The following is a 24,550-nucleotide window of genomic DNA, read 5'->3' on the forward strand; positions in this document are numbered from 1 at the left end:
CGCTCACGCCCTGCCCAAACGATATGGAGAATGAAATGAGAAAGATTCTTGTCGCGGTTGCGATGGTTCCGCTGCTGGCGCTCGGCGCTTGCGGAAAGAGCGAGGAATGCACCCCGGAGCTTGCCCAGAAGAAGACCGAGGAGCTGACCAAGACCATTCAGGAAATCGTGACGAAGGACCCGACCAAGGGCGCGGCGGCCCTGACGAAGATGCAGGAAATGACGACGAAATACGCCAATGCGGACGAAAAGGAAGCCTGCAAGGCGATCGACGAGCTTCTGGCCTCCATCAAGGAATAATGCGCTCGGCCCTGCGGCCTACGCGCCCACGATGGCGCGTCCCGCCGAACGGATCATGACGGAAGCGCGCCCCGGGGCCGGGGCGCGCTTTTTTTCATTTGCCCGCAGAGGTGGCCGCGACGATCAGAACTCCTCCCAATCCTGCGCTGCCGTGGCCGCGGCGGCACCGCCGAGGGCGGATGCGACCTTACGGCCAAGACCACGGGCGGGAGAGACAACAGGCGCGGATGCCGGGCCGGCAAGGCGCACCGGCGCATGTCCGACGCTGCCGTTGCCGAGGGTGAACTGGGCGAGAAGCTGCTTCAGCGACGACGCCTCCTTCGCAAGGCTGTGGCTGGCCGCGGTCGATTGCTCGACCATCGCGGCGTTCTGCTGCGTGCCTTGGTCCATCGTGTTGACCGCCTGGTTGATCTCGCCGAGGCCGACCGACTGTTCGCGGGCGGATTCAACGATCGCATTGACGTTCGCGTTGATGTCCTGCACCTCCGTCACGATGGTCTGCAGCGCCGCGCCGGTCTCGCCGACCAGTGCCACGCCGGCCTGCACCTGCGAGCTGGATGCCGTGATGAGGCCCTTGATCTCCTTGGCGGCCTGCGCCGAGCGCTGGGCCAGCTCGCGCACTTCCTGGGCGACCACGGCAAAACCCTTGCCGGCCTCGCCGGCACGTGCGGCCTCCACGCCGGCATTCAAGGCGAGGAGGTTCGTCTGGAAGGCGATATCGTCGATGACGCCGATGATGTTGGTGATCTCGCCGGAGGACCGCTCGATCTCGCGCATCGCCTCGACCGCGCGGCGCACGACCTCCCCTGACTTCTCGGCGCCGGCGCGGGTCCGCGCCACGAGCTGGCCGGCCTCTTCCGCGCGCTTGGCCGCATCCCGGACCGTCGTGGTGATCTCTTCCAGCGCGGCCGCTGTCTCTTCCACGGACGCCGCCTGCTGCTCGGTCCGCTTGGAAAGATCGTCGGCGGCAGCGCGCACTTCGCTCGCGCCGGCATCGATGGCATTGGCATTTTCCCCGACCGACCGGAGGGTCGCCTGCAGCTTGCCGACGGACTGGTTGAAGTTCTCGCGAAGACTGTCGAGATGCGCGGCAAAGGGCGTCACGATCTGGTAGGAGACATCGCCGTCGGAAAGATGGGTCAGACCGGTTCCAAGCGCGTCGACGGCATGCTGGATCTCGGCGGCCTCGCGGGCCTTCTGCGCCTCGCGCTCCCGGCGCTCCCGTTCAGACAGGCTGCGGCCATTCTCCGCCTCCTGCTCGAGGCGGAGGCGCTCGATGGCGTTGTCCCTGAAGACGGCGACGGCAGCGGCCATCTGCCCGACTTCGTCACGGCGCTCCATGCCGGCAACCGCTTCCTCGGTCTGTCCTGCCGCAAGCGTTTCCATCCGCGAGCGCAACGTCGCGATCGGCGTGGTGATGCCGCGCGAGGCGATCAGAAGAGAACCAGCCATGCCGGCGACGATCGCAAGGCCGAGAACGAGGAGGGAATAGAAGATCGTCGAGGCGGTGGCGGCGCTCAGCTCGTCGCTCCGGGCCGCAACGCGCTCGGCCAGCTTCGCGCTCCATGCCCCCATTTCATCGCCGAGCACGCGAACAGGATCGTCCGAACCGACATTGCGCGCCACTGCCGCTGCAAACTCACCCTTCTTGGAAAGCGCCACGGCTTCGTCCGTGATGACAAGAATATCGTCGAAACGCCTCTCGAACGCATCCAACTCCGGGGAGGCGGCGGGCAGGAACGACCTGATCTCGCCGAACCCCTCCTTCACCGCCTGCCGCGTGCGCTCGTAGCTCCGGACGATCTCGCCATCGGCCATGGTCGCAGCATCGGCCGTGGCGGCAATATACGCCTTGTAGGCGGCGACATTGACCCCGCCGCGCAGGTTGTTCATGCGCGCGACCGCTGCATTGTCTCGCGCCACGAACTCCGAATAGAGATCGTCGGTTTTTTTGAACTGCATGGCCATGATCGACATGCCCGCAACCGCAACGGCGCAAATGCCGATGAGGGGCGCGAGAATCTTCGTTCTGATCCTGGCATTGGTAAGAAAGGACATACCCGGCTCCACGGATAAACGACGCATCGCTGTCTGGCTGGTCGCCCGGGAAGAAGGCATGCCTTCGGCCGCGCCGAAACCCTACGGTTTCACGATGCGGCGCCTTGACGCCTTCAAGGGCCTCGCCTGGTAACGAGTGTCAACATTCAGGAAACATGACAGAGCAACCGCCATCCTGGCGCACGGGTCTCCCGACACGGGAAAAACCAGTTCCGTCGATACAAATTCTGGGAATATTTGCTTAAAATGTCACTAATTTACATGAGATGAATAATTAGGTCACATAAAAATCCCGAAATATTCTCGGGCATTCGAGCATGATACAAGTAAACGTATCGATACAGAACAATATCATTCTCTATGTAGCGGAAAATATCGCGATAATTACTTTATCTGAAGCAGATCGTTAACCATATGCGCAGCGCAAACTCAAGGACAATATTCCGGCGCAGCCTCCCGCATGCACGGCACGCGCCAGCGCTCATTGGCTTGGCTGAACGAAAGTCGGGCTGGCGTTTGCACAAGCGACGCCGCAGCGCCGGCAACCATCATCGGCGTCTTTCTATCGTCTCTGCTGCAATAGGCTGAATATCGCGCCTGGCGACCTTTTGCGGCCGGCCTGCGATTTCCGAACTGAGACATATGCCGGATGCTGTACCTACTCCGGCGGACGCCTTTTCATTTCCGGCGCGGGCGAGACGGATCGGTCAGGGCCGACGTGGTCATGGGCCGCCTGGCCTTCGTCAAATCGGCGTACGGTCGCCGGCCCCATTCGACGCCGGGGGAAGGTGCGTCGCGGCGAACTCCGTAAAGGGAACCGGCCGACCGAACAGGTATCCCTGCATATATTCGACGCCGAGCTTGTTCAGATATTCGCGCTGCATCGCGGTCTCCACGCCTTCCGCGACAACGAAAAGCTCCAGCCTCGATGCAAGATCCACGATGATGTCGAGGATGTGGCTGGAGAGCGTCTCCGTGCCCGCCTTGGCGACGAAGCTCTGATCGATTTTCAGCGCATTGACCGTGAACCGCTGCAGATACTCGAGACTGGAGTTGCCCGTTCCGAAGTCATCCAGGGCAACTTGAACGCCCATCTCGTCAAGTTGCCGGAAAAGCTCGTCGGTCATTGGCGTCGCGGGGATCGCCTCGCGCTCCGTGAGTTCCAGGAAGAGGACGACGGATTCCGGCGGAAACGGCTTCAGAAAGGCGCGGCACCGGTCGAGCAGTTCCATGCTGGTGCAATGCGCCGCCGAAATATTGAACCCGATGTGGAAGCGTCCCGGAAGGCTCGGCAGTTGCCCGAGCAGCTCTGCCTGGACGCGGTCCATGAGCTGATAGGTCATCTTCACGATCAGGCCCGAGCTTTCGGCAAGCGGGATGAACTGGTTCGGGGGGATGATACCCTCGATCGGGTGCATCCACCGAACAAGAACTTCGGCGCCGGCCAGCTCGCCGGATTCTCCAAGCACGACAGGCTGATAGAAAGGCACGAACTCACCGGCGTCGACCGCGCGCCGCAGCTCGGCTGTCAAGGAGTTGCGCTGGGAAAGGAACCGACGGGCCGCATAGCCCGACAGAAGCCCGAGCAAGGCGAGAAGCAACCAGGACGGCCAATAATTGAAAACGAGGTGCCGCCAGACAAGGCCGTGGCTATAGGCCACGCCGACAGTGAACGGATAGGCTGCGGAAGGGGCAAGGCTCGCAATGGCATTGCCGGGTTCCGAGAAGGCATCGGTGACCGTTCCCTCCTTCCCGACCCAGTTCTGCCCGATCCCGATCTCTACCCTGAATGCCTCGGCACCGAGGCTGAGCACGTCGAAGACATGCTGCCCGTCGATGCCGACCAGTACCGAGCCGGATGCCGTGGCATGCCGGTAGACGAGCAGCGCCCGGTTCGGCGTGACGAGGTTCCCGAACATCAATTGCAGGCGGCCGTCCGCATAGGCCGCACTATCCTCGGCATAGTCCACCGTCCCCTCAAGGGAAGAGCAATAAATCCTGCCGTTTTCGGTAAGGTTCAACGAGCGGACGAAGGGATGAGCCGTCACTCCCCGCCGCAGGTCAAAGCCGGCGGAAGGGCATGGACTACCGACAAGGCCCGCCACTTCCACGGCGGCATTGCTCGCATGCCCAAGGATGGCGTCGATCCGCTCGACCACGAATTCCTGAATGGCCGCCGCCTCGTCGTCGAGGGACTGTCGGGCTTGCAAGATCAGGAAAGGCAACCCCAGAAGCAGGGGCAATATCCCGAACAGCAGCACAACCAGAGGGCCGCGGGCTTTTCCCTCCCGACTCGGCATCGCCCATCCTGCCCCTTGCCTTCGCTTTGCCAATCCCTTTTTCAACCCCTTCCAGCCCCTTTTGCCTGTCACCATAGCCGAACTGGAGTCATCTTAGTTGCTCAAGGTTGATCTAACGTTGCTGTGAAGGTGCGTCATATTAGCAGATGGATGCCATCGCAGGAGCGTCGCTTGGCGCGCGTGTCAGCCCAGCGGCTACCCGACATTAAGGCGCAACCGGCTCACACGCGGGACCACCGCGGCGGCGTCTCTCCTAGCGACGTTTCGCCAGCATCGAGCGCGATAGCACGACCACGAGGCCGATGGCGACCGTTGCGACGATGAAGAGGAAGGCCGCGGCGGCGATGGCGGGGCTGATATTCTCACGGATGCTGGAGAACATCTGCCGCGCCAGCGTGCGCTGGTTGGGGCCGGCGACGAAAAGCGTCAGAACCACTTCGTCGAGCGAGGTCGCGAACGCCAGCACGGCGCCGGAAAGCACGCCGGGCATGGCGAGCGGCAAGGTGATGCGCCGGAAGACCGTCGTCGGCGAAGCGCCGAGGCTCTGGGCGGCAAGCTCCACGCGCTCGTCGATGCCGGCCAGCGCCCCGGTGACGCTCACCACCACGAAGGGCACGGCGACGACCGTATGGGCGATGATCACGCCCAGATAGCTGTTCGTCAGGCCGAAACGGGCCAGCAAAACCTGCATGCCGACCCCCAGCACCACGGCCGGCACGACCATGGGCAGCAGGAAGAGCGTGCGCACCGTACCGCGGAAGAGGATGAGCCGGTTGCGCAGGCCGAGCGAGGCGGCGGTGCCGAGCACGGTCGCCAGCAGAGTCGTGCCGGTGCCGATGATCAGGCTGTTGACGATCGCCCGCCGCCAGGCGTCGGCGAAGAACAGCTCCTCAAACCAGCGCAGCGACCAGGACGGGATCGGATAGGTCAGGATGACGCTCGATGTGAAGGCGAGCGGCAGGATGGCGATGAGCGGCGCGACGAGGAAGAGGATCGTCAGCGTGGCGAAGGTGGCCTTGGCGATTTTCATCGGCATGGTCAGCGCCTCCCCGGTTCGTCGCTGGAGAGGCGGGCATAGACGCTGTAGAGCAGGAGCGTCGCCACCAGCAGCACGACGCCGAGCGCGCCGGCCATGCCCCAGTTCGCCGAGCCGGTCGCATAGAAGGCGATGATCGAGGAGATCATCTGGTCGCCCGGCCCGCCGATCAGCGCCGGCGTGATGTAGTAGCCGATGGCCGAGATGAAGACGAGCAGGCTGCCGGAAGCGACGCCACGCAGGCTGAGCGGTAAGAGAACGCGCAGGAACGCGCGCAGCGGATGGGCGCCGAGCGAGGCGGCGGCCGGCATCAGGTTCTTCGGAATGGTGATCAGCACGGAATAAATCGGCAGCACCATGAAGGGCAGAAGCACATGGGTCATGGCGATGATGACGCCGGTGCGGTTGAAGATCAGCGCCAGCGGCGCATCGATGAGGCCGATGCCGCGCAGGAGATCGTTGATAAGCCCCTGCTCCTGCAGGAGGATGAACCAGGCCGCGGTGCGCACCAGGAGCGACGTCCAGAGCGGCAGCAGCACCGCGCCGAGCATCAGGTCGCGTTTCCAGCCGGACAGCGAGGCGGCGATGATGGCATAGGGATAGCCGATGCAGGCGCAGGCGAAGGTGACCAGCGCGGCGATCCAGAAGGTGCGCACGAGGATCACCCGGTTGACGGACTGGTCCGGCGGCAAATGCTCGATGCTGCCCGCCGCATTGCGGCCGAGATCGAGGGCGGCGAGCAGGTTGCGGTCGGTATAGGGCGAGAGCGCATCGGCGATGGCAAGCCAGAATTCCGGCTTCTCCCAGCGCTTGTCGATGGAGACGAGGTCGGCGGGCGGGTTGTCGGTGTCGGCGAGCGCGCTCGTCGTCTTGCCCATCAGGGTGCGGAAGCCGGAGCGGGCACTATTGAGCCGGCGCACCATGTCGCCGAGCGCCTGGTCATCGTCGACCGCCCTCAGGTCTTCCATCAGCGCCGCCTGCATGGGGATGGTCGGCGGGGACGTGCGGTCCCAGTCCCTCAGCACCTCGGCGCTGCGCGGCAGGAGCCGGAGCACGGCCGGATCCGAGACGGCCTGCGACATCATGCTGAAGAGCGGCCAGACGAAGAAGCCGACGAGAAAGAGGAGCAGCGGCGCCAGCAGGAGAAGCGACCGCCCGGTGCGCGATGACGCCGCGCTCATGGCGCGATGACCCGGCAGTCGCCGGCCGAAAAGGCGGCGAAGACCCTGGTGCCCGGCGGAAACTCCCGCGACCGGCGGCCGAGCTTGGCGATCAGCGGATGGGTGGCGTTCTGCAGCTGTACGCGCAGATGATCGCCCTGGTAGACGCTGTCGGTGACCTCCGTTTCGAGCACGTTGCGCGCGTCGCCGCGCGTCTCGCTGAGATCGACGCGTTCCGGCCGGATGGATAGGAAGACGGGCTGGCCGGAGGCGACGGTGCCGGACACGGCGGACACGATCTGCGCGCCGGAGGCAAGGCGGACGGTCGCTTCCGCGCCCTGCACGGCCTCCACGACACCCTCGACAAGATTGGTCTCGCCGATGAACTCGGCGACGAAACGCGTCGCCGGCTCATCGTAAACCTGACGAGGCGTGCCGATCTGCTCGATCTTGCCCTTGTTGAAGACGGCGACCCGGTCCGACATGGTGAGCGCTTCGGACTGGTCATGCGTGACGAAAACGATGGTGAGGCCGAGGCGACGGTGCAAATCGCGGATATCGAGCTGCATCTGTTCGCGAAGTTGCTTGTCGAGCGCGCCAAGCGGCTCGTCCATCAGCACCACGCGCGGCTCGAAGACCAGCGCGCGGGCGAGCGCCACGCGCTGCTGCTGGCCGCCGGAAAGCTGCGAGGGGCGGCGGTCGACGAGGGCCGAGAGCTGCACCATGTCGAGCGCCCGCTTGACGCGCGCACCGATCTCCGCCTTGGCGATGCCGCGCATCTGCAGCGGAAAGGCGATGTTATCGCCGACGGACATGTGCGGAAAGAGCGCGTAGCTCTGGAAGACGACGCCCATGTCGCGCCTGTGGGTGGGCACGGCGTTGATGGCGGTCCCGTCGAGCAGGATGTTGCCGGAGGTCGGCTGCTCGAAGCCAGCCAGCATCATCAGGAGCGTCGTCTTGCCGGAGCCGGACGGGCCGAGCAGGCTGACGAACTCGCCCTTGTCGATGGAAAGATCGAGATTCTCGACCACGCAGAGCGGGCCGTAGAATTTGGTGATGCGGTCGAAGCGGATGAATTCGGCCAAGTGAGGACTCCAACGCAAGGGTCGCAGCGGCGGGATTGCCCCGGCGAAGCCTTCTCCCCGACCGGGAGAAGGCCGCCAAACGGGATGAGGGGCGAACCCGCCCCTCACCATATCCGCGTTACTGCGCCAGCCAGGCGTTGAAGCGCGCCGTCAGCGTTTCCGCGTTGTCGATCCAGAAATCGACGTTGAGCGGGATCGAGTCCGTCATGTTGGCCGGATCGGTCGGCAGGTCCTTGGAGAATTCCGCCGGCACCTTGGAGGCGGCATCCTTGTTTGGCAGGCCGTAGGCGACGAATTCCGGCAGCTTGGCCTGGTTTTCCGGCAGGCTGGCGAAGGCGATGAAGTCCTGCGCGGCATCCTTGTTCTCGGCGTCCTTCAGCACGACCCAGCTATCGACGGCATAGATGCTGCCCGGGAAGACGACCTTGAAGTTCTTGCCTTCCGAGCGGTTGATGCCGGTGATGCGCCCGTTATAGGCCGAGGTCATGGCGACTTCGCCGGAGGCGAGGAACTGCAGCGGCTGGGCGCCCGACTCCCACCAGACGATGTTCGGCTTCAGCTCGTCGAGCTTCTTGAAGGCGCGCGCGACGCCCTCCTCGGTGCCGAGCACGTCATAGATCTCGTCCTTGGAGACGCCATCGGCGAGCAGGGCGAATTCCAGCGTGTATTTCGGTCCCTTGCGCAGCGAGCGCTTGCCGGGGAATTTCTCGACATTCCAGAAGTCCGCCCAGGAGGCCGGGCCTTCCTTCAGCTTGTCGCCGTCATAGGCGATGGCCGTCGACCAGACGATGGCGCCGACGCCGCAGTCATTGACCGCGCTGTCGAGGAACTTGTCCTTGCCGCCCATCTTGTCCCAGTCGATCTTCTCGTAGAGGCCATCGGCACAGCCGAGCGCCAGTTCCTCGGCTTCCACCTGCACGGCGTCCCAGTTCGGCGCGCCGGCCTTGACCTTCGACTGGATGACGCCGATGCCGCCGTCCCAGGCCTCGTCGAGCACCGGCTTGCCGGTCTTTTCGGCAAACGGCTTGAAGTAGATATTGCGCTGGGCGTCCTGATAGTTGCCGCCCCAGGACACGACGGTCAGGTCCCGCGCGAATGTCGGCGCGGCGATGCCGGCCGTCAGCACGATGGCGGCAGCCGCCAGGACACCCGATTTCAGAATTGACTTCATGGCACTCCCCTTTTCTTCGTTTATGAAGGAGCCGTACGGCTCCGATGACGATTGATGCGGGCCGCCTGCCCCGCCTTTGCGGCAGCGGCTGCGGCTTCCGGCCGCCGCGCCCTTTCCCCTGGGCGTTTCAGCCGATTGATGCATTCCAGTCATTGCCGGTCAACGGGTTTTTCCCGCTTCTTGACCGTTGTCAGACGTGCTGCCCTCCGTTGATGTGGATTTCCGCGCCGTTGATGTAGGACGATTGCTCCGTGCAGAGGAAATGGATGGTCTCCGCGACTTCGCGCGGTTCGCCCAGCCGTCCCATCGGCACTTCCGCCGCCACCAGCGCGTCCGTTCCCGGCGAGAGGATCGAGGTCTCGATCTCGCCCGGCGCTATGGCGTTGGCGCGCACGCCGCGCCGGCCGAATTCATGCGCCATCTCGCGCGTCAGCGCCGCGAGCGCCGCCTTGGAGGCCGCATAGGCGACACCGGCGAAGGGATGCACGCGCGAGCCGGCAATCGACGTGACGTTCACGATCGAGCCTTTCGCCGCCTCCAGCTCCGGCATCAGCGCGCGGGCGATCAACGCGGTCGAGACGAGATTGACGTTCAGCACCTGCGTCCAGACATCCGCATCGGTGCCCAGCACGCCGAGGCGGCTCTTGCCCGGCCCCTTCGGCGAGATGCCGGCATTGTTGACCAGCGCGTGCAGCTTGCCGTTCGGCAGGCGCTCGCGCACGGTGGCGGCAAGGCGGTCGATCTGCGTGAGGTCGGCAAGGTCGGCCTGGATGTGGCTTTCCCGGGCGGACGGCCAGGCGCATTCCTCGGAAAAAGCCTGGCGCGAGACGGTGAAGATGCGCCAGCCCTTCGACTGGAAGAGCTTGACCGTCGCATGGCCGATGCCGCGGCTCGCTCCCGTCAGCAACATGTAGCGGCGTTCTTCGGTCATGCGGAGCAATCTCCATTGATGCTTGATACATCGTAATCTGCGGTGAATGAATTGCAAGCCCCGTTCGCAGGCATGTCAGGCCCGGCGCGTTTTCCCCTCCGCGCCATGCTCGATACGGTCGAGGATCGGCTTTCCACCGAGCAGGATATCATCGATGATGGCCATGGCGGCGGCGGCGGAATCGTGCCGCTTCAATGCCTCGACGACCGGATAATGATGATCGATCATCGCGCGTCCGCCGGCAAGATAGGCATCGGAAATATGCGGCCCCATCTGCAGCCAGAGGCGGCGCAGGATGGTGGTGAGCACGGGAAGCCCGGCGATCCGCGGCAACATGAAATGGAACGCCTGGTTGAGCTGGGTGCCTTTCAGTCGGTCGCCCGCCGCGATTGCCGCCTCGTTTTCCGTGAGAATCCGCTCCATTTCATGGATATCGGCGCCCGTCGCCATCTGCGCGGCGGTTTCCGCCGCAAGCCCCTCCAAACGGACGCGGATCGTGCGGATCTCCCGGTATCGGTCCTGGCTGAGACCGGATATGCGGATGTCGCGTGGAGAGCGGAAGGTGATCGCCTCGTCGTTGGCAAGGCGCAGGATCGCATCGCGGATCGGCGTCACGCTGGTGCCGAACTGCTCGGCGAGGTCGCGGATCTTCAGCCGGTCACCCGGCTGGAAACGCCCCTGCATCAGCGCGTCGCACAGCGCGCCATAGACCACGCTGTTGAGGTTCTCGTGTTCCAGTGTCGTAAATTCAGGCATGGAACTGATCCGCAAAATCGAGTAACAAGATACTTGATGCATCTTTTTTGACGTGTTTCAAGTATCGCCGGCCATCGACGGCATCTTCTGGGGAAGGCACGGCCATGGCAATGCCGGTCGAAGCGCTGTCAACAGCGCCGAAGCCTTCCTCGACACCGCCGCGGGAGACCGCCAGAACGGAGCAAGCATGACGGAGCCAGCGCCCGCCGCCCCGAAACCGGACTCCCCGAAGCCGGACTCGATGTCGGCGACATGGAGCATGACCGCCATCGAGGATGCGCAGGTCGCCGTCGCCGATGTCTATGGGCTTGCGGGCGTCGTGAAGCGCCTTTCCAGCGAGCGGGACGAGACCTTCCTCTTTACCCGGACCGACGGCACCGATTTCATTCTGAAAATCGCCAATCCCGCCGAGGATCCGGCCGCCCTCGAATTCCAGGACGGCGCCCTGCTGCATCTCGAAGCCGCCGCCCCGGCCGTACCCGTGCCGCGGCTTGTGCCGACACAGTCGGGCGAACCGAGCCACACGCTGTCGACAATCGACGGACCGCGCATCATGCGCCTGCTCACCTTCCTCGACGGCGAATTGCAATATCGCACGCCGGCCTCGGAAGCGCAGAGCCGCAATGTCGGCCGGGCGCTGGCCGAACTCGGGCTCGGCCTCGAGCACTATGACGGCCGCCCGCCCGAGGGCAAGCTGATGTGGGATATCTCCCATACCCTCGATCTTGCGGCCGTCGTCGGCGACGTCGCCGAAGAGCGCCGCGCGCAGGCGGAAGCCGTTCTCGGCGAATTCGAGCGCTCCCTGCCGGCCATCGCCGCGCTCGAGCGCCGGCAGATCATCCACAACGATTTCAACCCGCACAACATCCTGCTCGACCCCGCCGAGCCGACAAGGGTCGCCGGCATCATCGATTTCGGCGACATGGTGCATGCCCCCCTGATCAACGATCTCGCCGTCGGCATCTCCTATCACCTCGCCACCGGGAACTGGGCGGCCCGCGCCGGCGCTTTCCTCGACGGGTTCGTATCGGCACGCACGCTGAAGCCGGAGGAGATCGAACTGCTGCCGCTTCTGATGCGCTGCCGCCTCGCCATGTCCATCATCATCGCGGAGTGGCGGTCCGCGCGCTTCCCGGAGAACCGGGCCTATATCATGCGCAACCACGCCGCCGCCTGGGGCGGCCTGCAAAACATTGCCGATCTTACTGCGGCCGGGCTGAAACGGCTCGCGCCCAACTTGACCGAGGGCTGATCATGTCGATGGTGAATGCGTTTTCGCGCGAGGATTTCGAACGGCTGGGCGAGAGCGAGCGGGCGCTGATCGCCCGGCGTGAAAAGGTGCTCGGCCCGGCCTATCGCCTGTTCTACGAAAAGCCGCTGCATCTGGTGCGCGGCGAAGGCGTCTTCCTCTACGACACGGCGGGCGAGCGTTACCTCGACGCCTACAACAACGTCGCCTCGCTCGGCCATTGCCATCCGCGCGTGGTGGAAGCGATCACCCGCCAGACCGCCGTGCTCAACACCCATACGCGCTACCTGCACGAAGGCATCGTCGACTATGCCGAGACGCTGACGGCGACCTTCCCGGAGGCGCTCAGCCAGGCGATGTTCACCTGCACCGGCAGCGAGGCGAACGACCTTGCGGTGCGCATCGCCCGCTTCGTCACCGGCGGCACGGGCATCATCGCCACCGAGCTTGCCTACCACGGCCTCACGAGCGCGGTCGCCGAATTCTCGCCCTCGCTCGGCGAATCCGTGACGCTCGGCCCGCATGTGCGCACCGTCCCCGCGCCGGACAGCTATCGCCATTCGCCGGAAGAGATGATGGAGAAATTCGGCCGTGATGTCCGCGCCGCCATCGCCGATCTCAAGCGGCACGGCATCAAGCCAGCCATGCTGATCACCGACACGATCTTCTCCAGCGACGGCATCTTCGCCGGCCCGAAGGGCTTCCTGAAGCCGGCCGTGGATGCGATCCACGAGGCCGGCGGCCTCTTCGTCGCCGACGAGGTGCAGCCCGGCTTCGGCCGCACGGGCGAGACCATGTGGGGCTTCGAACGCCACGGCGTCGCCCCCGACATGGTGACGACCGGCAAGCCGATGGGCAACGGCTACCCGATGGCCGGCATCGTGCTGCGGCCGGAGGTCATCGCCGAATTCGGCCCGAAGGCACGCTATTTCAATACGTTCGGCGGCAACCCTGTCGCCGCGGCCGCCGGCAAGGCGGTGCTCGACGCGATCCGCACCGAAGGCCTGCAGCAGAACGCGCTCGATGTCGGCCGCTATCTGATGGACGGCCTGAAACAGCTTTCCTCCAGCTACCCCGCTATCGGCGACGTGCGCGGTTCCGGCCTCTTCATCGGCGTCGAGATCGTCGCAGACCCCGCCGAGAAAAGCCCGGACGCCGCACGCACCACCCGTATCGTCAACGGCCTGCGCGACCGCCGCATCCTGATCAGCGCCTCCGGCCCGCGCGCCAACGTGCTGAAAATCCGCCCGCCGCTCGTCTTTTCCCGCGAGAATGCCGACATGCTGGTGGATGCGCTCGCCGATGTGTTGAAGACGCTCTAGGAAGGGATCCGTCCGATAGCAATCATCGTCCGGGCCTCGTCGAGGAGGCCCGGTCCTACCCCGATACGCCAGGGCGATATCAGGTAGCGCGTTTCCAGTAGGCCGTGATCTGGGATTTCGCAGGCATCCCGCCGCGGGACGCAAGGCGCTTGCGCAGCTCGGCGGCGACAGCCAGCTCGCAGCCCGCCCACACAACCAGCTCGGCGTCCTCGTCGGCCAGATGGGAATCCAGCGCCTGCGCGAGCGGCCCGGAATCCCCGGCCCGGCTCCCGCTTCGACAGAGCCAGTTGATTTCAAAACCCGGCCTTGGATCGAGATAGGCGCGCTCCGCCGCGTCCTCGATCTCGACGATTGCCGTGACGCGGGTCTGCGCATCCGCGGTTTCGGCTATCCGCGCAATCGCGGGGAGGGCCGTCTCATCGCCAAGCAGGAGAAGGTTGCGCGCGCCCGGCATCCCGCCGCCGCCGGGTCCGAGAAGGCCGGCGACGGAACCGCGCGTTGCCCGGCGGGCGAAAGCCACCCCGGGACCGGCCGCCTGTTCATGGTGCAGCACGAAATCGACGGCAAAGGTTCCAGCCTGCAAATCGGCTGAGCGGACCGTATAGACGCGGCTGGCAAGGGCATCCTCGCCCTGCGGCCAGGTCATCCGGCCATCGGCCGAAAGGCGCGGCCAGCGCGGCGCGCGCGCCGGCGGCGGAATGAGCAGCCGGATATGGTGATGATGCGCCGTGGCAAGGGCGGAAACGTTGTCGCAGCGAAAAACGACGCGCCGCATCCTGGGCGCCACGGCAAACGCATCGACGACGGTCATCTTTTGAAAATGCGGAGGAACGGTATCCCCTGCCCCATGTCCGGACCAGTCGATCCGCGCGTCCTCGGCGAATTCGAAGACATGATCCGCGATGAATGTCTTGACGGTCGCCAGCGCTTCTACCGAGCCGGAGGCCGCGGCCACCTCCACCCCCCACGGCTTGTGACGCAACCGCACCCTCCCGTAGGGACTGAGGATCGTCGCGCCATCCGGCCCGCGCTCGATCTCTGCGTGGGTTTCCAGATGATCCAGCAGGGCGGCGACGAAGGGGGCGGGATCGGCCAGATGCACGCTCGCCGTGGCCTGGAACGACGGCTTCATGATACGGCTTCTCCAGCCGCCGCCTCCGACCGATCCAGCCATGTGAGCTGGCGATAGGCAAGCAGGATGCCGAGAACGGAGACCAGCGTGGCTATGCCGAACAGCGACGCATAGCCGAGATGATCCGCCAGCAGGCCGGCGATGGAAGAGCCGATCAGATACACGATCAGTTCGGCGCATGTCAGGATGGTGAAGTCCGTTCCGGGCTGATCCTTGGACGAGGCCTTCATGAACAGCGAATAGATGGCGACCAGTTCCATGTAGCGGATGAGCGCCTGGAAGGCGGAAGCTCCCATGGCGATCGCGGTGCCGGGCAATATCTGCGCCGCGTTGAGCGCGAAGATGAGGAAGCAGGCCGTTCTGAGAAGCCCGAGCAGGACGAGGGCGACCGTCAATCCAACCTTGCGGATGAGGAATGCACAGATCACGGCGCCGAGCAGTCCCGCCGTCGCGGCGGCACCGCCGCTCAAATAGCCGATCCAGGCGACCGGCAGGCCGATATCGACGAGATAGGCGCCCTCCATGCCGCGCACCAGCCCCTCGCTGGCGCGGTATGTCAGGGCGAAGCCGAGCACGATCCAGGCATTCGGACGGGCGAAGAACCCCCGCAACGTCGCCCGGGGCTTGCCCGTCGCCCGCTCCGCATCCTCCCACATCCACAGGGCGGCCGCCACGGGCAGCAGCGACAATGCCGCCACGATCAGGATGGTCGGCCTCCAGCCGATCCTCTCGAACAGGACGAGGGCCAGCGTGCCGCCGAGGATGACGCCGAGGGCGACCGCGCCGGCCTGGATCGCATTGCCGAATGGGCGCGACCTGTCATCGAGGTGACGCACGGCATAGCCGTCCGTCGCGATGTCCTGCAGCGAGGAGAGGACCGCTATCGCAAGACCGAGCACGAAAAGCGGCACGGCGCGCGACGGATCGAACAATGCCATCGCCGCGATAAGGGCGCTGACCAGGACCTGCGTGGGAATGACCCAGCCGCGCCGGTGCCCCAGCCGGGCGAAAGGAGAGAAGCGATCGACGAACGGCGCGGCGACGAACTTCAGGATCATCGGCAGCATGAGCAGGTAGAACAGGCCGATGGCCGTACGCGACGCCCCCGCCTCCCGCATCAGCGGCGGCAGGGCGACGAGAAGCAGGTAGGTTGGAATCCCCTGGGCGAGATAAAGCCCGCCGAGGACGGCATAGAGCCGTCCCCGCGCATCCGTTGCCGGCGCCGGCGCGCCGGCAAGCACCTTCGCATCCCCCGCCATCTCAGAAGGACTTCGTCAGGGAGACGGCGAAGGTCCGGCCACGGCCCTTGTAGTCGAAGATCGTTTCACTCGCGAGGGCGCCATAGAGGGCCTTGGCGCGCGAACCCCAGATCGTCGTGTAGTCCTTGTCGAACAGATTGTGGATGCCGAAGTTCAAGGTGGCATTCGCATCCTCGAAGCGATAGGCGCCGACGAGGTCGAAGAGCGTATAGCCCTCGATCCTGTAGTCGTCCTTGTCGGTGAGGTCGAAGACGTGCTGCCCCTGCAGGCGCACGCTCAGCGCCTCGCCCCGCCAGCCGATATGCCCGCCGAGCTTCGATGTGCTGGCGGCCCCGACGCTGTCGGTATCCCAGCCGGCCGGCGTCTTGACCTCGGTGCGGACCCACTGCCCGAGCGCGCCGACATCGAAGCCGTAGGCGAGTTCGACACCGACCTTGCTTTCGATACCGTAGACACGCCGTTCCTGATCCTGCATCTCGACGGCGAGCGTCGTCCGGTTGAGGGTGATCGAGCGATCCGAAATCGAATAGAAGGCCGCGGTGTCGAAGGTGTAGTCGCCTTCGTCCTGGCGGTAGCCGATTTCGAAGGAGTTCGTCTTGATCGCCTCCAGGGCGGACTGGGCGACGTTAACGCTGTTGATCAGCGTGAAATGGCCGCCGGCGAGCGTATAGGCGCCGAGGCCGTAATACTTCGCCGGGTCAGGCAGCTCGAAGCCCTGGCTGAAATTCGCATAGACCTGCTGCGTGTCCGTTATGCTGTAGGTGGCGCCGGCATTGAGCAGAAACGCATCATAGTTGACGGAACCGCCCGGGATGACGTCGGCCGAGGTGGCAAGGCCCTGCAGGATCGCGATCTGCTGCTGGGCGCCAACGAAGTCCCCCACTTGCGTGTCGACATACTGATAGCGAACGCCGCCGTTCAGCGTCAGTGCGTCGGTCATCTCGTAGGACGCTTCCACGAAGCCCGCCACCGTGCTGACGTCGATGGCAGGATAGAGGCCGGTGATTCCGACCGTTTCGAACTCCATCGCACCCGATGTCAGCGCCTTCATGCGGTCGAAGATGTTCTGCCGGGACGAAAAGGAATCGCGGTCGGCGTCGATGCCGTAGGTGATGCGCAGGCTGTCGGTCGGCTCGGCGACCATCGCCGCCTTGAGGCCGTAGTAATCCGTTTCCTGAGAGCTGCCGTAGAAATAGGTCGAGGCAGGGAACGGGTGGAACTGAACGGCTTCCGAGCGGTAGAACGCCTGCAGGAGCAGGCTCTGGCCGAAAACGTCGTCGTCCGTATAGGTCGCGTTCAGCATCGTCCGGCTCGTTTCCGGATTGAAATCCGAGCGATAACCGCTGCGCACCTCGAAAAGGCTCGGATTGGCGAGAGCGGACAGGAACGGCCCGAAATAGATGCCATGGTCCGTATCCTGCCGGCTATCGAAATGCTGGCCGCTGACCTCCAGCCGCCGGGTGGCGTCGATCTGGAAGCCGAGCGAGCCCATGATGTCGAGGCTGCGGTTGTCGGCAGTGGAGGTCTGCGTGATGTCCGGCATCAACTGGTTGCCGCGCCCGTCGTAGAACGTACCGGTGCCAAGGCCCGCAACGGCGAACCGCGCGTCCCAGTCGTCGCTGCGGTAGGTCACGGCGGCGGTGCCGTTCTTGTCGAAGTCGCCGTCGCCGTTGAAGCCGCTCCTGGCGCCCGCCATGACCTCGGCGTGCAGGCCTTCCTCGGCATGCTTGCCCTTCTTGGTGATGATGTTGATGATGCCGCCCGTCGCATTGCCGCCGTAGATCGCGGTAGCACCGGAAAGAACCTCCACACGCTCGATATTGAAGGGATCGATCGAATCGAACTGGCGGCTGACGGCACGCGCCGAATTCAGCGATACGCCGTCGATCAACACGAGCGCCGTGCGCCCGCGCAGGTTCTGCCCGTAGGATGTCCGAGCGCCGAAACTGGCCGCATCGAAGCTCGGGATCTCCTGGGCGAGGATCTGCTGCAGGTTCTCCCCGGCTCGCGCCCGCGCTTGAATGTCCTCGCCCCGCACGACATGGATCGTTCTTGCCGTTTCGGAAATCTGCTGCGGCGCGCGGCTGCCCGTCACCGTGACGGCCTCCAGAACGGTCGCCCCCCGGGCCGGCGCCTGCCGGGTCGCTTCCGTCCCATTCTCCGGTTCCTGAGCGTGAGCGGAAACCGCCGCCGTCAAAGCGAGCAGGGATACACCGAGCCGAAGTTCCAAACGCATGATTCTACCCCCAAGTCGCTGACCGCCTGCATACATTCGGACCCGTTGTCAAACAGGATTAATTTAGTCATGTTTATAGGGGCAGAGGTCCGGGCGCACAGATTGAGGCGAACCTGACCTGGACGAAAACGAACGGAACAGGTTTTTTGCACAGTGCAGCGCAACCAGGAAATCACGCCCCTCAAATTCGGCGCGAAGACGGACAAGGAAAACCCGAAGGAGTTGTGGCGGCTCGTCCTTCGGGAAATGCTGGGAGATGTCGAGCTTGCCTGTGACGGCACGCTCAGCGACACGCCCGGGCTTTTCTTCGCGCGCCTCGGCCTTTCCCTGACGACGCTCTATCTGCCGGCGATGCCTGTCCGCTTCTGGACGAACGGCCTCGTCGATCCCGGCCTTGCCATCATGCGCGCCATGGAAGGCCCCCTTGTCGTCGAGCAGCGGCAACGGCGCACCGAGGCATCCGCGGGAGACGTGATCTTCGCAACGGCGGATTCATCCCTGACGATCGCGCTGCCGCAAGGCGGCCGGCTGGACTGCGCCTATCTGCCGGCGCATGTCCTCAACATGTCGGCAAAACAGCTTGCCGCCGTCCTCATGCGGCCGATCTCGCAAACCTGCCTGCCGTTGCAGCTTCTCATCACCTATGCCGGATACATGCTGCAGCAGCAGCGGCAGAACGACACCCACGCCGACATGATGGTCCGCCACTTCTATCAGTTGCTGCCTGTCCTCGTCGCCGAACTGGCCGCCGACGCGGCGCGCGCCGACAGCCCGGACCGGCTGGCCGCGATCAAGGCCGCAATCGCCGCCAACCTGTCGAACAACACCTTTTCGATCGCCGACGTGGCCCGCCTCCAGGGCGTGTCCCCCCGGGCGATCCAGAAACGCCTCCAGCGCACCGGCACGACCTTCTCCCGCTATCTCCTCGAACGCAGGCTGGACGCGGCCAAGGACGCCTTGATGCTGCGCCAGGGAGAAGCGTCGATCACCCAGCTCGCCTACGATTTCGGCTTCGACGATCCCGCCTATTTCAGCCGGGTCTTCCGCAAGCGCTATGGCTTGCGCCCCAGCGAACTCAGGCAGTCGGCCCGCAGCGCCAACGCCGCCGCGACATTCCCGTAGCGCCTTCGACACCAAGCGAGGCCATAGGGAGTGCCCCTCCCCATCGCCCGTTCCCGGGCGACGCTCGCGCCGGAATCGGGGCTGGCGGCGAAGCCGGGCGCGCGCTAGTCTTGCGGAAAGACGATGGCACCCCGCAGGAGGAACGGACGATGACTTCGAAGGCATGGGCAGTTTCCCGTATCGCCGTTATTCTTCTCGCCGGGTGCGCGGCGGCAGCGCCCGCGATGGCGCAGGAAGTGCTCTCAGCCTCTTCCGAGACGGGCGACATGCTGACGGCCCATATCGCCGGGCCGAAACGGAACGCCGGCTGGTGGGAATTCACCGACGTGGCGCAGAATGGCGACGAACTGACCAAGACCCATCTATGCGTCGGCGACAAGTCGGAAGCCGTCTATTCCGCGTTCGACCAGATTTCCGGCTCCTCGTGCAGCAGCAAGCGCTTCGAGAAAACCGCGGAGGGCTACGCCTACACGACCGTCTGCGGCGTTCCGGGCATGGACAGCGTCACGACCAAGGGAACGCTGACGGGCGACATCGCCACGGCCTACACAATGGACGAGGTGAAGGACATCAGCCCGGCGGGCGACCACGCCAGACGCACCGCAAAGCTGATCGCGCCGAACTGCCCGGACGGATATGCCGACGGCGACGAGTCGACGATGAACGACATGCTCAAAACCTCCGTGCTGATCGGACGTTAGGTGCGACGGCCGGGCTATCGACGCTGTCTCTCCCAGCCTCTCGATCCTGCCTGAACTCCTGCACGCTGGCGGCCCGCCTTCGCAGGCGCCCTGGCCGTGACCGGCACGCACACCGGAATCCCGTCACATTTGTCACTCCCAAGTCGCGCGCGTTCCGATCTAGCTTTGCCTTGTAGCCGCCGCACATGACCGGGAGCACAAGGATGGCAACGCTCGCCAAGACCAAGGATACACAGACAGGCCATATCGGCGATTGGCTCGCCCTTGCCGCCGCACCGACCTTTGCCGCCATGGCATGGGTCATGGCGGACGCCCCGGCGGCGATCTGCGTATCGGACGCCGGCATGCTTCCCATGGACGGCATGGCCTGGATGTACCTGCTGATGAGCCTCTTTCATCTGCCGCCCTGGCTGAGGCTCGCGTCCCGCCGCCATGCGGCCGCTCATTGACCCCGCACACAAACCCAAGGAGACTGACCATGGAACACACCATCGTTTCACGCGACGAATGGCTCACGGCCCGCAAGGGGCTTTTCGCCAAGGAGCGCGCCATCACCCACCAGCTCGACGCGCTTCGTGCCGAGCGCCGGCAACTGCCCTGGGTGAAGATCGACAAGCCCTATATCTTCGACGGCCCGGAGGGCGAATGCACGCTGGGCGACCTATTCGGGGATCGCAGCCAGCTTGCCCTTTACCACTTCATGCTGACGCCGGGTTCGGACCATATCTGCCCGGGGTGCGCGTTCACGGTCGATCACGCCGATGCGGCCCGGCAGCATTTCGAGCAGGCGGACCTCGCCTTCGTCGCGGTCTCGCGCGCCCCCATCCGGCGCATCGAAGAGGTCCGGCAGCGCATGGGCTGGACGTTTCCATGGGTCTCGGCGGGCGACCGCGACTTCAATTACGATTTCGGCGTGTCCTTCACCCCCGAAGACCGCGCCGCCGGGCGCGCGGCGTACAATTACGGACTGACGACGATCCGCAACGCCTCCGACATGTTCGGCCTCAGCGTCTTCACGCGGGATGACGAGGGCGACATCTTCCACACCTACTCGACCTATCATCGCGGCACCGAGCTGCTGATGGGCGCCTTCAACTGGCTGGACCTCGCCCCCAAGGGCCGCAACGAGAACGGCACCATGAGCTGGGTGAAGCTGCACGACCAATATTGAAGCGGGTGTGGAGGAACGAGCCGGCCCGTCAGCAATCGAGCGGATAGACGGGCCGGCGAAGGCGAAGATAGTCGCGGCGCGTCAGGTCGGGCGAGCTGAGGCCGCCGGCATCCGTGACGATCATGCGCGCCGCGATCGGGCCGAATGCGCCCTTGAAATGCTGCATGGATTTCACCGCAAGGATCACCTTGTCGGTCGGCTCGATGCCTACGGCGCGAAAGATGTTCTTGTCCAGCATCTGCATGCGCTCGGAAACGATCATGATATCGAGACCGCCGACACGCAGGCAGACGCTCCGGCCGCAGGTGCCCGGCAGGCCCGTGAACATCGGCCCCTCGAAGACGAACCGGCCGTCGCTGACGGCCATCACCGTGCCCGTCACCGTCAGCGGCCCGCCGCCGACCCCCGGGTCGGTTCGCCCGCCGATCGTCACCGTCACCTCCGCACCGACGCCGGCCGCGGCGATCTCGGCCACGGCCTCGGGATCGAGCAGCGCTCCGGCCGCGGCATTGGCAACCCCCGCCTCCAGCAGGGCGGCGATCAGGGCGGTGCAATCGCTATAGGCACCCGAGCCGGGATTGTCGGAAAAATCGGCCACCACGACGATACCGTCCGCCGGATCGGCGGTTTTCAGCGCGGCGATGCACTCGGCAAGCGGCACCGGCTGCGCCCAGTTGTGGCGGTACGACCAGATGGCGTCGCACAGCCGCCCGCCGATACCCTCCGCGAGGGCCGCCGGCGCAACGGCCGCGTCATAGGTGACGACGACGCTCGGTCCCGCCGCCCAGACATCGGCATCGGTAAAGCCTGCATTGATCGAGACATTGAGGATGCCGGGGGCGACAGCTTCCGCATCCGCGATCTCCAGCAGGCGGCACATCGGGCCATTGTCGGTGGTGCGCCCGTCGTCGCAGCCGAGCAGCATGGGGGGACGCGAAAGAGCGAGCCTCGGCGCAATCGCCCCAGCCATCGTCTCGTGCAGCAATTCGCAGGCCCGGATGCCCACCTCGCGCATATCGACATGCGGATAGGTGCGGAACGAGATGGAGATCTGCGCAAGGCCGGCAAGCTCGTCGAAGACATTGGCGTGGAGATCGAGGGTGATGGCCACCGGGACCTCGTTTCCGACGACGGAGCGAACCGCGCGCAGGAACTGGCAGTCACCGTCCTCGTCCGTCTCCGTGACCATCGCGCCGTGCAGCGCGACGAAGACCCCGTCAAAAGGACCGCCCTCACGGAGGCCGTGCAGGCATGCCTCGGTGATCTCCGCCCGCGCCTCCTCGCGAACGATGCCGTTCGGCTCGGCATGGGCCGCCACGATGTAGACCGGCGTCCAGCCCTTCGCACGCGCGACCTCGATGGCTCCGCCGACTTCCGAGCCGGTCCCCTCGAAATTGCGCGGTATCTCGTCGCCCTTGAAATAGTGCGACGCATGGAAATCGCCGATGCCGGTCCGCTTCAGGGTGAAGGTATTGGACTCGTTGATGAACTCGATGATGGCAACGCGATAGGACATGCGGATTCTTCCCTGCCCCTGGGGGCGGACGACAACGGAAACGACACGAAAGCCAGACCCGGCGAAAACGCCGACGGCAAGACCCGGCAACAGGGCCTTGCCGTCGCGCCCTTCCAGGCCGGATCGGCTACTTGCCGAAAAGCGCGCTCGCATTGCTCGGCTTCTGGCGGATATCGAAGTCGAAGTATTTCTTGCGGATCGTATCGTAGGTGCCGTCGCTGACGATCTTGGCGAGCGCCGCGTTCACGCGCTCGCGCAGAGCGTCATCCTCCTTCCGGAAGGCGAGGCCTGCACCGAGCGTACCGTCCTGAAGGAACTCCTCACCGACGAAGGCGCAGCATTCCTCGCCTTGCGCAAGCCAGTCGGCGCTCGCGATCTTGGATTCGACGAGAAGATCGAGGCGGCTGTTCTGCATGTCCAGAAACGCTTCGCCGAGCGTCGGGTAAAGCTTGACCTCATTATCGGGGAAGAACTGCTTGAGCATGTCGACGGCGATGGAGCCGGACTGCGTGCCGATGACCAGCCCCTTCACGAGGTCCGGCTTGATATCGGCAAGCCCCAGCTCCTTCGACGCGACGAAGCGCATGGCGTTGAAATAGTAGGGATCGGAGAAACTGACCTTCTCCATGCGCGCTTCCGTTATCGCCATGGAGGAGGCGATGATATCGAACTTGCTCGCCAGAAGCCCCGGAATGATCCCGCTCCACTCGTTAACGCTCCATTCGCACTCGGCCTTCAGCTCGGCGCAGATCGCATTGCCGATATCGATGTCGAAGCCCTTGAGTTCGCCATCCTCGGCGACGTAGTTGAAGGGCGGATAGGCGCCCTCCGCGCCCATGCGGATCGTCTCCGCCTTCACCGAAACGGTGCCGGCAAGGACAAGCGTCATCGCGGCGCATGCATAAAGCGCAATTTTTCTCATCGTCGTTCCCTCGTTGCTGTTCATTTCGAGCTTGCCCATCGCACGCACCGTCCGGCGTGCAAGGCGCCGGAATCGGAAAGAACCTTGAATTTCCTGGATCGCAGCGGACGGGACACCCGGTTTTTCATTCTGCACCGATAGGATTACTGTTGAGGGCGCGGCGCAACAATGCAAAAGATATATTGCTGATTATTAGTTTTCCTCATGATGCCATGACCGATCGCCAACGCCGAAAGCTTCTAGCGAACCTGCGCGCCCTGCGGGCCTTCGAGGCCGTGGGCCATCACCGCAGCTTCACGGCGGCGGCGAACGAGCTGGCCGTCAGCCAGGGCGCCGTGAGCCACCAAATCAAGCAGCTCGAGGAACGGCTCGGCCGGCGCCTGCTCGAGCGCAATGCGCGCGGCGTCGGGCTTACCTCAGAGGGCAGCCTCCTTCTGGATGTCTGCGCGCGCGCTTTCGAGGAGATCGCGGGCGCCCTGTCGCTGATCGGGCAGGAGAACGGAACACAGATCCTGCGCATCCGCACCGGCCCCTTCTTCGCGATGGAGGTGCTTGTGCCCCGCATGGCCGGCTTCCTGGAGCGCAATCCCGGCATCCAGCTTCATCTCAGCAATCTGGAGGAACGCAGCGGCGGACAGGAGCGGGAGGATGCGCAGATCAAGTACTGCCTCCACCCGCCGGCGGGCCACTATGCGATCGAGATTCTGCGTGAACGCCTCGTGCCGGTGTGCAGCCCGGCTTTGCTGGCAAGCGTCGCGCGCGGCGAGGACCTCCTGTTCAGCCAGAGCGTCGCGCGCCTTCACTATCGCAATGCCAGCGACTGGAAGAACTGGCTCACCCACAACAACCTGCAGGAAACGCGCACCAACGCGAACCTCTTCTTCGACGACCAGCACACGCTGCTCGCCGCGGCCCGGTCCGGCCATGGCATCGGCTTCTCGCACCGCGCCTTCGTGGAGGCGGATATCGCGCGCGGCACACTCTGCGTCCTGTCCGAGGATATGTTCCAGCCGGAGGAATGCTACATGTTCATCTGCCCGAAGGAGAGCATGGCCACCAATCCAGCCCTCGCGCGCTTCTGCGACTGGCTGCTCGAAGAGGTGGCGGCCATACGCTAGCGCCGT

General features: G+C 64.8%; 22 protein-coding genes. 9 read left to right on the plus strand and 13 right to left on the minus strand.

What is annotated here, in order from left to right:
• Positions 1-35 precede the first annotated feature (35 nt).
• The gene (locus tag MOE34_RS15800; RefSeq protein WP_242218391.1) at positions 36-299 is read left to right on the plus strand and encodes a hypothetical protein; all 264 of its coding nucleotides are present in this window, start codon (positions 36-38) and stop codon (positions 297-299) included.
• 123 nt (positions 300-422) lie between these two features.
• Here the strand turns inward: MOE34_RS15800 and MOE34_RS15805 are convergent, their stop codons facing one another.
• Positions 423-2,357 carry a methyl-accepting chemotaxis protein gene (locus MOE34_RS15805; protein WP_242218394.1) on the minus strand — a complete coding sequence of 645 codons (1,935 nt, stop codon included), beginning with the start codon at positions 2,355-2,357 and terminating at the stop codon, positions 423-425.
• Here MOE34_RS15805 and MOE34_RS15810 point away from each other — a divergent pair.
• Positions 2,260-2,490, plus strand: coding sequence for a hypothetical protein (locus tag MOE34_RS15810; RefSeq protein ID WP_242224203.1), 231 nt, complete (start codon positions 2,260-2,262; stop codon positions 2,488-2,490). The genes MOE34_RS15805 and MOE34_RS15810 overlap by 98 nt on opposite strands.
• A 610-nt stretch (positions 2,491-3,100) precedes the next feature.
• On the opposite strand, the gene MOE34_RS15815 is transcribed toward MOE34_RS15810, so the two are convergent.
• From MOE34_RS15815 to MOE34_RS15845, 7 genes are all read right to left on the minus strand, one after another.
• The gene (locus tag MOE34_RS15815; protein ID WP_242218396.1) at positions 3,101-4,732 is read right to left on the minus strand and encodes an EAL domain-containing protein; all 1,632 of its coding nucleotides are present in this window, start codon (positions 4,730-4,732) and stop codon (positions 3,101-3,103) included.
• A gap of 178 nt (positions 4,733-4,910) precedes the next feature.
• Positions 4,911-5,693, minus strand: a complete 783-nt coding sequence (locus MOE34_RS15820; protein WP_242218398.1) for an ABC transporter permease — start codon at positions 5,691-5,693, stop codon at positions 4,911-4,913.
• Positions 5,694-5,695: 2 nt separating this feature from the next.
• Complete coding sequence (locus MOE34_RS15825) at positions 5,696-6,874, minus strand: ABC transporter permease (protein WP_242218401.1); 1,179 nt, start codon at positions 6,872-6,874, stop codon at positions 5,696-5,698.
• Positions 6,871-7,938 (minus strand): ABC transporter ATP-binding protein, encoded by a 1,068-nt coding sequence (locus MOE34_RS15830; protein WP_242218403.1) that lies wholly within the window; start codon positions 7,936-7,938, stop codon positions 6,871-6,873. The genes MOE34_RS15825 and MOE34_RS15830 overlap by 4 nt, the downstream gene beginning before the upstream one ends.
• Before the next feature lie 118 nt (positions 7,939-8,056).
• A complete protein-coding gene (locus tag MOE34_RS15835; RefSeq protein ID WP_242218406.1) occupies positions 8,057-9,109 on the minus strand; it encodes an ABC transporter substrate-binding protein in 1,053 nt (350 codons plus the stop codon).
• Between the two features lie 190 nt (positions 9,110-9,299).
• Entirely contained in the window at positions 9,300-10,040 is a 741-nt protein-coding gene (locus tag MOE34_RS15840) for an SDR family NAD(P)-dependent oxidoreductase (RefSeq protein WP_160785060.1), read from the minus strand.
• Positions 10,041-10,115: 75 nt separating this feature from the next.
• Positions 10,116-10,796, minus strand: a complete 681-nt coding sequence (locus MOE34_RS15845) for a GntR family transcriptional regulator (protein ID WP_242218408.1) — start codon at positions 10,794-10,796, stop codon at positions 10,116-10,118.
• Positions 10,797-10,983: 187 nt separating this feature from the next.
• Here MOE34_RS15845 and MOE34_RS15850 point away from each other — a divergent pair, with 187 nt between their 5' ends.
• On the plus strand, positions 10,984-12,048 hold the full coding sequence (locus MOE34_RS15850; RefSeq protein WP_242218410.1) for a phosphotransferase enzyme family protein: 1,065 nt from the start codon (positions 10,984-10,986) through the stop codon (positions 12,046-12,048).
• A gap of 2 nt (positions 12,049-12,050) precedes the next feature.
• Positions 12,051-13,367 carry an aspartate aminotransferase family protein gene (locus MOE34_RS15855; protein WP_242218412.1) on the plus strand — a complete coding sequence of 439 codons (1,317 nt, stop codon included), beginning with the start codon at positions 12,051-12,053 and terminating at the stop codon, positions 13,365-13,367.
• A gap of 79 nt (positions 13,368-13,446) precedes the next feature.
• Here the strand turns inward: MOE34_RS15855 and MOE34_RS15860 are convergent, their stop codons facing one another.
• Genes MOE34_RS15860 through MOE34_RS15870 form a run of 3 tightly spaced genes read right to left on the minus strand, consistent with a single transcriptional unit; the run spans position 13,447 to position 17,994 of the window.
• Positions 13,447-14,499: a siderophore-interacting protein gene (locus tag MOE34_RS15860; RefSeq protein WP_242218414.1), complete on the minus strand. Its 1,053-nt coding sequence runs from the start codon at positions 14,497-14,499 to the stop codon at positions 13,447-13,449.
• Entirely contained in the window at positions 14,496-15,758 is a 1,263-nt protein-coding gene (locus tag MOE34_RS15865; RefSeq protein WP_242218416.1) for a RhtX/FptX family siderophore transporter, read from the minus strand. The genes MOE34_RS15860 and MOE34_RS15865 overlap by 4 nt, the downstream gene beginning before the upstream one ends.
• Before the next feature lies 1 nt (position 15,759).
• On the minus strand, positions 15,760-17,994 hold the full coding sequence (locus tag MOE34_RS15870; protein ID WP_242218418.1) for a TonB-dependent receptor: 2,235 nt from the start codon (positions 17,992-17,994) through the stop codon (positions 15,760-15,762).
• 153 nt (positions 17,995-18,147) lie between these two features.
• On the opposite strand from MOE34_RS15870, the gene MOE34_RS15875 reads away from it, so the two are divergent.
• The 4 genes from MOE34_RS15875 (at position 18,148) to MOE34_RS15890 (ending at position 20,988) form a co-directional block, all read left to right on the plus strand.
• A complete protein-coding gene (locus MOE34_RS15875; RefSeq protein WP_242218420.1) occupies positions 18,148-19,116 on the plus strand; it encodes a helix-turn-helix transcriptional regulator in 969 nt (322 codons plus the stop codon).
• A 149-nt stretch (positions 19,117-19,265) separates the two neighbouring features.
• Positions 19,266-19,817: a DUF3617 domain-containing protein gene (locus MOE34_RS15880; RefSeq protein WP_242218421.1), complete on the plus strand. Its 552-nt coding sequence runs from the start codon at positions 19,266-19,268 to the stop codon at positions 19,815-19,817.
• Between the two features lie 203 nt (positions 19,818-20,020).
• Entirely contained in the window at positions 20,021-20,266 is a 246-nt protein-coding gene (locus MOE34_RS15885) for a hypothetical protein (protein WP_242218422.1), read from the plus strand.
• A gap of 29 nt (positions 20,267-20,295) precedes the next feature.
• Entirely contained in the window at positions 20,296-20,988 is a 693-nt protein-coding gene (locus MOE34_RS15890) for a DUF899 domain-containing protein (RefSeq protein WP_242218425.1), read from the plus strand.
• Between the two features lie 28 nt (positions 20,989-21,016).
• On the opposite strand, the gene MOE34_RS15895 is transcribed toward MOE34_RS15890, so the two are convergent.
• Positions 21,017-22,504: a M81 family metallopeptidase gene (locus MOE34_RS15895; RefSeq protein WP_242218428.1), complete on the minus strand. Its 1,488-nt coding sequence runs from the start codon at positions 22,502-22,504 to the stop codon at positions 21,017-21,019.
• A gap of 127 nt (positions 22,505-22,631) precedes the next feature.
• Complete coding sequence (locus tag MOE34_RS15900; RefSeq protein ID WP_242218430.1) at positions 22,632-23,465, minus strand: transporter substrate-binding domain-containing protein; 834 nt, start codon at positions 23,463-23,465, stop codon at positions 22,632-22,634.
• 173 nt (positions 23,466-23,638) lie between these two features.
• Here MOE34_RS15900 and MOE34_RS15905 point away from each other — a divergent pair, with 173 nt between their 5' ends.
• Entirely contained in the window at positions 23,639-24,544 is a 906-nt protein-coding gene (locus MOE34_RS15905) for a LysR family transcriptional regulator (RefSeq protein WP_242218432.1), read from the plus strand.
• The last annotated feature ends 6 nt before the right edge of the window (positions 24,545-24,550 follow it).

The sequence above is a fragment of the Shinella zoogloeoides genome (assembly GCF_022682305.1).
GTDB lineage: Bacteria > Pseudomonadota > Alphaproteobacteria > Rhizobiales > Rhizobiaceae > Shinella > Shinella zoogloeoides_B.